Below are 10,806 nucleotides of genomic sequence, written 5' to 3'. Positions count from 1 at the left end.
CCCGCACTCCGTCGTCCACCCCACGAGGCTAACGCCCGGCGCCGGCCCGGCGGCGACGGACGGCGGCAGTCGCGGCGGCCGGCGGGCGCTGTCGTGCCTCGTGGCGAGGGTCAGCCCTGCGGCGCGCTCATGCTGAGCTTGGTGATGGTGATCTCCTTCTTCGGGTGACCACCACCGGCCTGCTGGGCAAAGGCCTCGTCGTCGCCGGCCGCCGCGACCTGCTTGACGATGTCCATGCCGCCGGTGATCGTGCCGAGGACGGTGTAGTTCGGGTCCAGCGGCGAGTCGCCGTAGACGATGAAGAACTGGCTGCCCGTGCTACCCGGCTGGCCAGAGTTGGCCATCGCGATCACGCCCTCCGGGTACGGGGGCCGCTTGTCGGTGGGCAGGTTCTCCTCCGCGAGGCGGTAGCTCGGGCCGCCGGTGCCGTCGGTCTCCCGCCAGCCCTTGCCGGTCGCGCTCGGGTCACCGCACTGGAGCACCTTGATACCCTCGGTCACCAGTCGGTGACACTTGGTGTTGTCGAAGAAGTTCTTCTCCGCCAGGTGGGTGAAGCTCGCCGCGGTGCAGGGCACCGCCGCGCGGTCGATCTTGGCGGTGATCGGGCCCAGGTTGGTGTCGATCGTCATCGTCTGGGTGCCCGTGCTCGGCTGCTGCGCCGCCGGGAGCCCGACGTCCTTGATCTGCTCGGTCCGCTGGTCGGCGGGGATCTCCGTCCAGGCACACTGCACGTTGCCGGCCTGCGGCGCCGCGGTGTCCGTGCCGTCGTCCCCGCCCAGGTTGGTAGCCAGCCACACGGTGCCGGCGACCACCAGCACCAGGACCGCCCCGGCACCCACGATCGCCTGGGTCTGCCGGCGCTTGCGGGCCCTGGCCGCCCGCTCGGCCATCTCCTTCTCGAGCCGGGCGCGGGCCGCTGCGCGCTGCCGCTCTCTGGTGGACGTCACGCCTGGATCCTCCTGGACTTCTCGGCGCGGTCGGTGCCGCTGCGGTGGATGGGGCGGCCGGATCAGCCGGCGCTGGGGCTGGCCGAGGAAGTGCCCGCGGCCGACGCGGTCGGCGTCGGGGTCGACCCCTGCGCCACCGGCTCACCGACCGTGAGGCTCTGGATGACCACGTCGTCGTCCTTGGGCTTGACCTTGGCCCCCGTCCCATTGTCCACGGTCGGCAGGGCTCCGATCTTCTCGACCACGTCCAGCCCGCCGGTAATCCGGCCGATGATCGAGTACTTCGGGTCGGCCGTGGTGAAGTCCTTGAAGAAGAGCAGGAACTGGCTGCCGTTGGCGCCCGGCGGGTTGGCGACCATCGCCACGGTGCCCTTCGGGTAGGTCGCGGGCTGGCCGGGCGCCGGGCCCGCCGACGGCGACGGCGAGGCCGCGGTCGGGACGTTCTCGTCGTAGAACGAGTAGGTCGGGCCACCCAGGCCCGTGCCGCTGGGGTCGCCGCAGTGCACCGCGCCCTCGGTGGTGATCTCGTGGCACTTGGTGTTGTCGTAGAACGAGCGGCTGGCCAGGTGGGCGATGCTCGCCGCGGCGCACGGGGCGGTGGCGAGGTCCAGCTCGACGGTGATCGGCGCGCCCTGGTTCGTGGTGACGGTCATCGCCCGGACGCCCGAGGTGGGCAGGCCGGTGGTGTCCGGCGTGCCGACGTCCTTGAGGTTGGTGTTCGCGGTGGCGTCCTGCGGGGTCCAGAGGCAGACCTCCTCGGCGGCGTTGTTGGCCGCCGGGTCCCGGTCGAAGGCGCCCAGCCCCCACGCGGAGCCGAGCACGACCAGCGCGAGGACGACGGCGGCGCCGACGGCGGCCTGGATCTGCCGGCGGCGCTTGGCCGCGGCGGCCCGCCGGGCCAGCTGCCGGTCGAGCTTGGCCCGCGCCAGTTTGCGCTGTCGGTCCCTGCTGGAAGCCACCCGTGCTCCCCTTCCTCTACGCTGATCGTCGCGGCGGCGGGCGGCGCGCGCCCTCCGGGTGGCAGGTGTGCCACGCCACACGCCCGCCAGAGTGTACGGCCACCGGCTGGGAAAGTGGTGTCCGAGGTCCGGGCCGCGTTTATCGGAGCAAATCGCTGTTCCGGCTGGGGGCGGCGGGACGGATGGGTCCGCCGAATGCGCTCGCTCCGCCGGTTAGGCTGCTGGCAGGGACGTGACAGCTCGACGGAAGGGGAGCGGACGTGCTCGTGGCCGGCTTTCCCGCGGACGCTTTCGGCACCAACTGTTATGTGGTCGCCACCGCGCCGGGGGAGCAGTGCGTGGTGGTCGATCCCGGCATCGGGGTGCTCGACCGGCTGGACGCCCTGCTGGCCGAGCACCGCCTGCACCCGGCCGCGGTGCTGCTCACCCACGGCCACCTCGACCACACGTTTTCGGTCGCCCCGGTCTGCGGGGCGCGCGGGATCACCGCGTACGTGCACCCGGGGGACCGGGAGCTGCTCGCCGACCCGGCGAAGGGGCTCTCCGCCGATCTCACCTCGCTCTTCGGCGGCCGGCTGCCGTACACCGAGCCGGAGGACGTCGCCGAGTTGACCGACGGCGCCACGCTCGCCCTCGCCGGGCTGGAGATCACCGTTGACCACGCCCCCGGCCATACCGGCGGGTCGGTGCTGTTCCGGTTGCCGGGCGCCGGCTCGCCGTGGGAGGCAGAGCAGCTCTGCCTCTCCGGGGACGTCCTGTTCGCCGGCTCCATCGGCCGCACCGACCTGCCGGGCGGCAGCATGCCGACGATGCTCACCAGCCTCCGGGAGAAGATCCTCCCGCTGGCTGACGACACCGTCGTGCTGCCCGGCCACGGCCCCGCGACCACCATCGGCCGCGAGCGCGCGACCAACCCGTACCTCATCGAGGTGTCGGGTGTCGGCGGCGCGCGCCCGGCCGCCCCCGCCCGCGGCCTGTGACGGCCGCCCTCGTCATCCCGCGCGGACCGCGCGGTTCGTGAACGGAGCATCATGAGCAAGCCCACGCCCATCTCGGGCTTCCCTGAGTGGACGCCGTCCCAGCGGATGATCGAGCAGTTCGTCCTGGACAGGATCCGGGACACCTTCGAGCTGCACGGGTTCGCGCCGCTGGAGACGCGCGCGGTGGAGCCGCTGGACCAACTGCTGCGCAAGGGCGAGACCTCGAAGGAGGTCTACCTGATCCGGCGGTTGCAGGCCGACGTCGACGGTCCGGCGGGCGACGACGCGCTCGGCCTGCACTTCGACCTGACCGTGCCGTTCGCGCGGTACGTGCTGGAGAACGCGGGCAGGCTGCAGTTCCCGTTCCGCCGCTACCAGATCCAGAAGGTGTGGCGGGGCGAGCGCCCGCAGGAGGGGCGCTACCGGGAGTTCCTCCAGGCCGACATCGACATCGTCGACCGGGACACGCTCGGGGCGCACCACGAGGCGGAGATGCCGCTGGTGATCGGCGACGCGCTGGGTTCGCTGCCGATCCCGCCGGTGCGGATCCAGGTCAACAACCGCAAGATCTGCGAGGGCTTCTACCGGGGTATCGGGCTCACCGACCCGGAGGCGGCGCTGCGCGCGGTGGACAAGCTCGACAAGATCGGCCCGGGTCGGGTGGCCGACCTGCTCGCCGAGACCGCCGGGGCGAGCGAGGCGCAGGCCAAGGCGTGCCTGGCGCTGGCAGAGATCTCCGCTCCGGACGCCTCGTTCGGTGACGCGGTGCGCGCCCTGGGCGTCAGTGACCCGCTGCTCGACGAGGGGATCGAGGAACTGGTCCGGGTGGTGGAGACCGCCGCCGACCACTCCCCGGGGCTCTGCGTGGCCGACCTGCGGATCGCCCGTGGCCTGGACTACTACACCGGCACCGTCTATGAGACGCAGATGATCGGCTACGAGCGGTTCGGCTCGGTCTGCTCCGGCGGCCGGTACGACAACCTGGCCAGCTCCGGCACCGCGCGGTTCCCCGGCGTGGGGATCTCGATCGGGGTGACCCGGCTGCTCGGGCTGCTCTTCGGCGCCGGCGCGCTGTCCGTGTCGCGGGACGTGCCGACCTGCGTGCTGGTCGCGGTCGTCAACGAGGAGCAGCGCGGAGCCAGCAACCGGGTCGCCGACGCGTTGCGCTCCCGAGGCATTCCCACCGAGGTCTCGCCGAGCGCCGCCAAGTTCGGCAAGCAGATCCGGTACGCCGAGCGGCGGGGCATCCCGTACGTCTGGTTCCCGGGTGTGGAGGGGGCCGCCGACGAGGTGAAGGACATCCGCTCCGGTGGGCAGGTCGCCGCCGCGGCGGGGGAGTGGACGCCGCCTCGGGAGGACCTGAAACCGCTGGTCGGCTGAGCTCACACTGGCGCTCACGGGCGCGGGGACCTACGGTGGCGTAAGTTACGCCACCGTAGGGAGATCCTCGTGACCGCACTGAGCCAGACCGCACTCCTCCACGAACTCGAATCCGTGGTGGAGAAGAACCTCGACCGGCATCTGGCCATGGCCAGGGAGTGGTTCCCGCACGAGTACGTGCCGTGGAGCGAGGGGCGCACCTTCGACGGGCCGCTCGGCGGCCAGCCGTGGGCGGAGGCCGACTCGACCCTGCCCGAGGTGGCCCGTACCGCGCTGATCGTCAACCTGCTCACCGAGGACAATCTGCCCTCGTACCACCACGAGATCGCCACGCTGTTCGGCCGGGACGGAGCGTGGGGCACCTGGGTGCACCGGTGGACCGCCGAGGAGGGGCGGCACGGCACGGCGATCCGCGACTACCTGACGGTGACCAGGGCGGTCGACCCCGTGGCCCTGGAGCGGGCCCGGATGACGCACATGTCGGCCGGCTACATCAACCGGCACGGCGACGAGGTGCTGCACTCCCTGGCGTACGTCTCGTTCCAGGAGCTGGCCACCCGGATCTCGCACCGCAACACCGGCCGGGCTGCCGGTGACCCGGTCTGCGACGCGCTGCTGGCCCGGGTCGCGGCCGACGAGAACCTGCACATGGTCTTCTACCGCAACCTGCTCGCGGCCGCGTTCGAGCTGGCGCCCAGCCAGGCGATGCGCGCGGTCGCCGACGTGGTGAGCGACTTCCAGATGCCCGGCGTCGGCATCGAGGGCTTCGCCCGCAAGTCGGTGGCGATCGCCCTGGCCGGCATCTACGACCTGCGCCAGCACCGCGACGAGGTGGTCGTCCCGGTACTGCGGCAGTGGGACGTCTTCGCCGTCACCGGCTTGGACGCCGACGGCGAGGCCGCCCGTGACGAGATCGCCCGCCACCTCGACGACCTGGACCGCGCCGCCGCCCGCTTCGAGGAGAAGCGCGACGCCCGCCGCGCCCGCCTCACCTCTCGCTGACCCATCCCCACCGGCGTCGATCATGCAGTCGTGGTGGGGGCAGATGCCGTTTTATCCCGGCGTCGCGGGCACCACAACTGCGTGATCGCCCGGTGCGGGCGTGGAGAGGGGGAAGAGGAGGCAGCTGGAGGTGGCGTGGGCGACCAGGCGGGACCGTGCGTCGGTCAGCCGGGCCTCGGCGAGCGCGGTGCGCCGGCCGCGCTGGAGCACGGTGCCCTCGCAGCGCAGCACGCCGGAGTCGACGGTGACCGGGCGCAGGAACTTCACGTTCAGGTCCAGCGAGGTGTAGCCGACCCCGGCCGGCAGCGTGGTGTGCACCGCGCAGGCCGCGGCCGTGTCCAGGAGGGTGGAGATGATCCCGCCGTGGACCGTGCCGAGCGGGTTGTAATGGAACTCCTGCGGGAACAGCTCGACCGCGACCCGGCCCTCGTCGGCCTCCATCCGGCTCATGTCGATCAGGTGCATCACCGGCGGCGCGGCCAGCTCGCCGGCGATCATCGCGCGGAGCAGCTCCAGGCCGCTGCGCCGGCCCAGGTGGGCGGCGTTGATGCCGGGGTCGGACCAGGAGAAGGTTCGGCTGCGGGCCGGATCCTGCGTCTGCGTCATGGACTCAGCCTGGCAGTCCGTTGCTGAGTCTGTCAACGAGACCTAACCTGGGCGCATGAAGCCCGCGGCACTGGACTGGTCGGTGGAGAACTGCACTATCGCGCGGGCGATGGAGGTCCTCGGCGAGAGGTGGACCCTTGTGGTCCTGCGCGAGGTGTTCAGCGGCATCCGCCGCTTCGACGACATGCGGATCCGTACCGGTATCCCGCGGCAGGTGCTCACCAACCGGCTGACCACACTGGTCGAGCAGGGGGTGCTGCGGCGCGAGCCCTACCGGGAACCGGGCAGCCGGCTGCGCCACGAGTACCGGCTGACCGGCAAGGGTCTCGACCTCTGGCCGGTGCTGGTGGCGGTGCTCGAATGGGGGGATCACTACCTCGCCGACCCGGACGGCTCCCCGCTGGCCGTCTCCCACCGTGGCTGCGACGCTCCCGTGCGCGCCGTGCTGCGATGCGAGGCCGGCCACGAGGTGGCCACGCCGCGGGACGTGCTGCCCGCGCCGGGCCCGGGCGCCCGCCGGCGCGCCGGCTGAGCCGGCCCACGGGCGGCCGTGGCCGCCCGTGGCCGGGTCACCAGCGGAAACCGGCGGCGTACGAGACGCTGGCCAGGACCTGCTGACCGCTGGTGTTCGGGTGGAAGTAGTCCCAGCCGGAGAGCTGGCTCAGGGTGAACGGGTAGCCGAAGACCGCGTTGTTGTCGAACAGGCAGTTCGCCCCGTACGCCGTGCAGGCCTGGGCGAGCTGGCTGTTGAAGTCGATCACCCGCTGCCGCACCCGGTTACGGCGGTCGACGTCGGCCTGGGCAGTGGAGGTCGGGTTGGCCAGCATGGACTGGCAGATGTCGAAGAACGACCAGGCGCTGCGGGCGCTGCTGCTGTCCTTGCCCACCGACCAGAGCCGGTGGATGTCCGGGACGCTGATCACGAAGACCTTGGCGTTCGGCAGTCCCGCCTTGATCCGGTTGAGCGCGGCGTCGATGTTCGCCCGGAAGATGGCCACCGAGGTCATCGTCGACTCGCTGCTGGTGCAGGCGTCGTTGGCGCCGATCAGCATGGTGACGTAGCTGACGCCCTGGCTGACCGCGGTGCCGGCCTGGCCGTACACGTCGGCCGACTTGGCGCCGGTGCGCGCGTCGTTGTGGTTGCGACCGTTGATGCTCGCGTTGACCGCGCGGATACGCAGGTAGTGACTGTTCACCGTGGAGTAGTCGCCGGTGCTGAAGGACCGGGAGGTGCAGTCGACGTACCAGCCGCAGGCGTTGAAGCCGCGGGTGATCGAGTCGCCGAGGCTGGCCATCGAACTGGGTGGCGGGCCGGCGTCGGCGGTGGCCGGGGTGCCGGCCAGCAGGACGAGGGCGGTGAGGGTGGCGAGGGGCACGAGCAGACGGCGGGTACGACTCATGGTGGCCTCCGGATCACGGGTGCCGCGGGTGGTGGACGGTGCACCGAGCGTATAGACGCTCGTCTGTGTCCACAATGTTTCCGTTCGATGACAACCGCAGTCCGGATGAAAAGGACAAAGCTGGGTCTTGCGTAGGATCTTAAGCATGTGAATACTTCAGTGGACTTCGCCGGTTTCCCCAGATCGGCAGGGTTTACCATCCGGCCCCGCCAGCTCCGGTGTGGACCATCGCCCCCTCCATGGAGGTTTGTTACATGCGACCCACGAGGTCCTCGCTCCGCCGTGCCGCAACCCTCGTCGTGGCCGGAACCCTGGTCGCCGGCTCGCTCATCGGCGCGCCCGCCCAGGCCGCACCCTCACCCGCCTCCCCCGACGCCGCCGCCGGCCTGGCCGAGCGCCTCGGCGACCGTTCCGCCGGCACGTACGCCGACGCCAGCGGCAAGATGGTCGTCACCGTGACCGACGAGGCCGCCGCCCGTCAGGTCCGCGCCGCCGGCGCGACCCCCAGGTTCGTCGAGCGCGGCGCCGCCGAGCTCGCCCGGGCTACCGCCGAACTGGACCGCGCCGCGAAGATCCCCGGCACCGCCTGGTGGACCGACCCCGCCACCAACCAGGTCGTCGTCTCCGTCGACAGCACGGTGACCGGCGCCAAGCTGGAGAAGGTCAAGGCCGCCGCCGCGCGGACCAACGGCGCGGTGCGGATCGAGTCCGAGGCCGGCGTGCTGAGCACCCGCATCTCCGGCGGACAGGCCATCTACGCCGGTGGCGGCGGACGTTGCTCGCTCGGCTTCAACGTGCGCAGCAGCTCCGGCACCCAGTACTTCCTCACCGCCGGGCACTGCACCAACATCTCGTCGAGCTGGTACGCCAACTCGTCGCAGACCACCTACCTCGGCCCGCGCGCCGGCAGCAGCTTCCCGGGCAACGACTACGGCATCGTCCGGTACAACAGCACCATCTCTCGGCCGGGCAACGTCTACCTCTACAACGGCAGCTACCGGGACATCACCGGGGCCGGCAACGCCTACGTCGGCCAGTCGGTGCAGCGCTCCGGCAGCACCACCGGCCTGCACAGCGGCTCGGTGACCGCGCTCAACGCCACGGTGAACTACGCCGAGGGCTCGGTCTCCGGCCTGATCCGCACCAACGTCTGCGCCGAGCCGGGCGACTCCGGCGGCTCGCTGTTCAGCGGCAGCACCGCCCTGGGGCTGACCTCCGGCGGCAGCGGCAACTGCCGCACCGGCGGCACCACCTACTTCCAGCCGGTCACCGAGGCGCTGAGCCGCTACGGCGTCAGCGTCTACTGATCCCGCACGCGCCACAGCGGGCCGCCGGATCGCTCCGGCGGCCCGCCCGCGTGCCCACGCCGAACCAGCCACGGCGAGGCCCAGGGCGCCGGGACCCGTGGCGGATGGTGCCGGTCGAGGTCGTCGCGACCAACAACGATCCGACGACGGTCATCCAGGCGACCGCCTGGAACATCCCGGGAACACCGATCCCACCGGGATCGCGGTCGCGGCCCGCGTCGACCGGGTGTGGGTCGACGGGTGGCGCGGACCGGTCCAGGGCGAGGCTGACAGAATGCGGGGAGCAGACGTGTACCGCAGATGAGGAGACGCAAGCCGTGATCCGTACCCATGACGCCGGCAGCCTGCGCGCGACGGACGCCGGCACCACGGTGACGCTCGCCGGGTGGGTGGCCCGCCGGCGCGACCACGGCGGCGTGATCTTCGTTGACCTGCGCGACGGCTCGGGTGTGGTCCAGGTGGTGTTCCGCGAGGAGGACGCGCACGCGCTGCGCAACGAGTTCTGCGTCCGGGTGACCGGCGAGGTGACCCACCGCCCCGAGGGCAACGAGAACCCGGAGCTGCCCACCGGGGAGGTCGAGGTGACCGCGGCCGAGTTGGAGGTGCTCTCCGAAGCCGCGCCGCTGCCGCTGCCGGTGGACGACCAGGTCGAGGCCGGCGACGACATCCGGCTGCGCTACCGCTACCTCGACCTGCGCCGCAGCGGCCCGGCAACGGCGATGCGGCTGCGCTCGCGGGCCAACCAGATCGCCCGGTCCGTGCTGCACGAGCGGGACTTCCTGGAGATCGAGACCCCGACGCTGACCCGCTCGACGCCCGAGGGCGCCCGCGACTTCCTGGTGCCGGTGCGCCTGCAGCCCGGCAGCTGGTACGCGCTGCCGCAGTCGCCGCAGCTGTTCAAGCAGCTGCTGATGGTCGGCGGTATGGAGCGGTACTACCAGATCGCCCGCTGTTATCGCGACGAGGACTTCCGCGCTGACCGGCAGCCGGAGTTCACCCAGCTCGATATCGAGATGTCCTTCGTCGCCGAGGACGACGTGATCGACCTCGGCGAGGCGATCGTCACGGCGCTGTGGAAGGACCTGGCCGGCCACGAGATCTCCCGGCCGATCCCGCGGATCACCTGGCACGACGCGATGGCCCGGTACGGCTCCGACAAGCCGGACCTGCGCTACGGGGTCGAGCTGACCGAGCTGACCGACTACCTGCGCGGCACCGAGTTCCGGGTCTTCGCCGGCGCGATCGACGCGGGCGGTTACGTCGGCGCGGTGGTCATGCCGGGCGGCGCGTCGCAGAGCCGCAAGGAGCTCGACGGCTGGCAGGACTGGGCCAAGGCGCGCGGCGCGCGCGGCCTGGCGTACGTGGTGCTCGACGCCGAGACCGGTGAGGCGCGCGGCCCGGTGGCGAAGAACCTCTCCGCCGAGCACCTGGGCGGGTTGGCCGACGCGGTCGGCGCCAAGCCGGGCGACGCGATCTTCTTCGCCGCCAGCGCCAACACCCGCGAGGCGCAGGAGCTGCTCGGCGCCGCCCGGATCGAGATCGCCAAGCGGGCCGGCCTGGTCGACGAGAGCGCCTGGGCGTTCTGCTGGGTGGTCGACGCGCCGATGTTCGAGCGCACGGACGAGGAGGGCTGGACGGCGGTGCACCACCCGTTCACCTCCCCGAACGCGGAGTGGGTCGACCGGTTCGAGGAGGCGCCGGACCGGGCGCTGGCGTACGCGTACGACATCGTCTGCAACGGCAACGAGATCGGCGGCGGCTCCATCCGTATCCACCGCGGCGACGTGCAGCGGCGGGTCTTCGACCTGCTCGGCATCACCCCGGAGGAGGCGCAGGACAAGTTCGGCTTCCTGCTGGAGGCTTTCAAGTACGGCCCGCCGCCGCACGGCGGCATCGCGTTCGGTTGGGACCGGGTCTGCATGCTGCTCGCCGGCGCGGACTCGATCCGCGAGGTGATCGCCTTCCCGAAGACCCGCGGCGGCTTCGACCCGCTGACCGGCGCGCCGACGCCGATCACCGCGCAGCAGCGCGCCGAGGCCGGCATCGACGCGAAGCCCAAGCCGCAGGCGGTCGCCCACACCGGCACCGCCGGCCCGGTCGCCCCGGTCGCCGACCCCACCTGACCGCCCGCCCGTCCGCCACCGTTTCCGCCGTTGATCATGAGGTTGACCGGTCCCGCCCCGGCGTGTCGCCCCGCTAACCTCATGATCGACGCTGTCGGCAGG

The 10,806-nt window shown here is 71.9% G+C and carries 10 protein-coding genes; 6 read left to right on the top strand and 4 right to left on the bottom strand.

Annotated features, from left to right (window positions below):
- Positions 1 to 110: 110 nt before the first annotated feature.
- Both C1I99_RS23585 and C1I99_RS23580 read right to left on the bottom strand, forming a co-directional pair.
- Positions 111 to 947 (bottom strand): peptidylprolyl isomerase, encoded by an 837-nt coding sequence (locus C1I99_RS23585; protein WP_111136396.1) that lies wholly within the window; start codon positions 945 to 947, stop codon positions 111 to 113.
- A 62-nt stretch (positions 948 to 1,009) separates the two neighbouring features.
- Positions 1,010 to 1,906 carry a peptidylprolyl isomerase gene (locus C1I99_RS23580; RefSeq protein WP_111136395.1) on the bottom strand — a complete coding sequence of 299 codons (897 nt, stop codon included), beginning with the start codon at positions 1,904 to 1,906 and terminating at the stop codon, positions 1,010 to 1,012.
- Positions 1,907 to 2,166: 260 nt separating this feature from the next.
- Here C1I99_RS23580 and C1I99_RS23575 point away from each other — a divergent pair, with 260 nt between their 5' ends.
- The 3 genes from C1I99_RS23575 to C1I99_RS23565 all read left to right on the top strand — a co-directional run bounded on the left by C1I99_RS23575 (position 2,167) and on the right by C1I99_RS23565 (position 5,268).
- A complete protein-coding gene (locus tag C1I99_RS23575) occupies positions 2,167 to 2,886 on the top strand; it encodes an MBL fold metallo-hydrolase (protein ID WP_111136394.1) in 720 nt (239 codons plus the stop codon).
- Positions 2,887 to 2,937: 51 nt separating this feature from the next.
- Positions 2,938 to 4,266 carry a histidine--tRNA ligase gene (gene hisS / locus C1I99_RS23570; protein ID WP_111136393.1) on the top strand — a complete coding sequence of 443 codons (1,329 nt, stop codon included), beginning with the start codon at positions 2,938 to 2,940 and terminating at the stop codon, positions 4,264 to 4,266.
- A gap of 69 nt (positions 4,267 to 4,335) precedes the next feature.
- Entirely contained in the window at positions 4,336 to 5,268 is a 933-nt protein-coding gene (locus tag C1I99_RS23565) for an acyl-ACP desaturase (protein WP_111136392.1), read from the top strand.
- 51 nt (positions 5,269 to 5,319) lie between these two features.
- Here the strand turns inward: C1I99_RS23565 and C1I99_RS23560 are convergent, their stop codons facing one another.
- The gene (locus C1I99_RS23560; protein WP_111136391.1) at positions 5,320 to 5,874 is read right to left on the bottom strand and encodes a PaaI family thioesterase; all 555 of its coding nucleotides are present in this window, start codon (positions 5,872 to 5,874) and stop codon (positions 5,320 to 5,322) included.
- Between the two features lie 55 nt (positions 5,875 to 5,929).
- Here C1I99_RS23560 and C1I99_RS23555 point away from each other — a divergent pair, with 55 nt between their 5' ends.
- Positions 5,930 to 6,406, top strand: a complete 477-nt coding sequence (locus C1I99_RS23555) for a winged helix-turn-helix transcriptional regulator (protein ID WP_111136390.1) — start codon at positions 5,930 to 5,932, stop codon at positions 6,404 to 6,406.
- Positions 6,407 to 6,443: 37 nt separating this feature from the next.
- Here C1I99_RS23555 and C1I99_RS23550 read toward each other — a convergent pair whose 3' ends face one another.
- The gene (locus C1I99_RS23550; RefSeq protein ID WP_111136389.1) at positions 6,444 to 7,274 is read right to left on the bottom strand and encodes an SGNH/GDSL hydrolase family protein; all 831 of its coding nucleotides are present in this window, start codon (positions 7,272 to 7,274) and stop codon (positions 6,444 to 6,446) included.
- 254 nt (positions 7,275 to 7,528) lie between these two features.
- On the opposite strand from C1I99_RS23550, the gene C1I99_RS23545 reads away from it, so the two are divergent.
- Both C1I99_RS23545 and aspS read left to right on the top strand, forming a co-directional pair.
- Complete coding sequence (locus C1I99_RS23545; RefSeq protein WP_111136388.1) at positions 7,529 to 8,581, top strand: S1 family peptidase; 1,053 nt, start codon at positions 7,529 to 7,531, stop codon at positions 8,579 to 8,581.
- Between the two features lie 317 nt (positions 8,582 to 8,898).
- Positions 8,899 to 10,704 carry an aspartate--tRNA ligase gene (gene aspS, locus C1I99_RS23540; protein WP_111136387.1) on the top strand — a complete coding sequence of 602 codons (1,806 nt, stop codon included), beginning with the start codon at positions 8,899 to 8,901 and terminating at the stop codon, positions 10,702 to 10,704.
- The last annotated feature ends 102 nt before the right edge of the window (positions 10,705 to 10,806 follow it).

The sequence above is a fragment of the Micromonospora deserti genome (assembly GCF_003236335.1).
Taxonomy (GTDB): domain Bacteria; phylum Actinomycetota; class Actinomycetes; order Mycobacteriales; family Micromonosporaceae; genus Micromonospora; species Micromonospora deserti.
Note: the sequence above shows the minus strand (reverse complement) of the source record. Positions and strands in the feature narration are given on the sequence as shown.

What these genes read in the sequence shown, in the direction of transcription:
- hisS (WP_111136393.1), top strand. Translation starts at nt 2,938, where the DNA reads ATGAGCAAGCCCACGCCCATCTCGGGCTTCCCTGAGTGGACGCCGTCC.
- C1I99_RS23560 (WP_111136391.1), bottom strand. Translation starts at nt 5,874, where the DNA reads ATGACGCAGACGCAGGATCCGGCCCGCAGCCGAACCTTCTCCTGGTCC.
- C1I99_RS23555 (WP_111136390.1), top strand. Translation starts at nt 5,930, where the DNA reads ATGAAGCCCGCGGCACTGGACTGGTCGGTGGAGAACTGCACTATCGCG.
- C1I99_RS23550 (WP_111136389.1), bottom strand. Translation starts at nt 7,274, where the DNA reads ATGAGTCGTACCCGCCGTCTGCTCGTGCCCCTCGCCACCCTCACCGCC.
- C1I99_RS23545 (WP_111136388.1), top strand. Translation starts at nt 7,529, where the DNA reads ATGCGACCCACGAGGTCCTCGCTCCGCCGTGCCGCAACCCTCGTCGTG.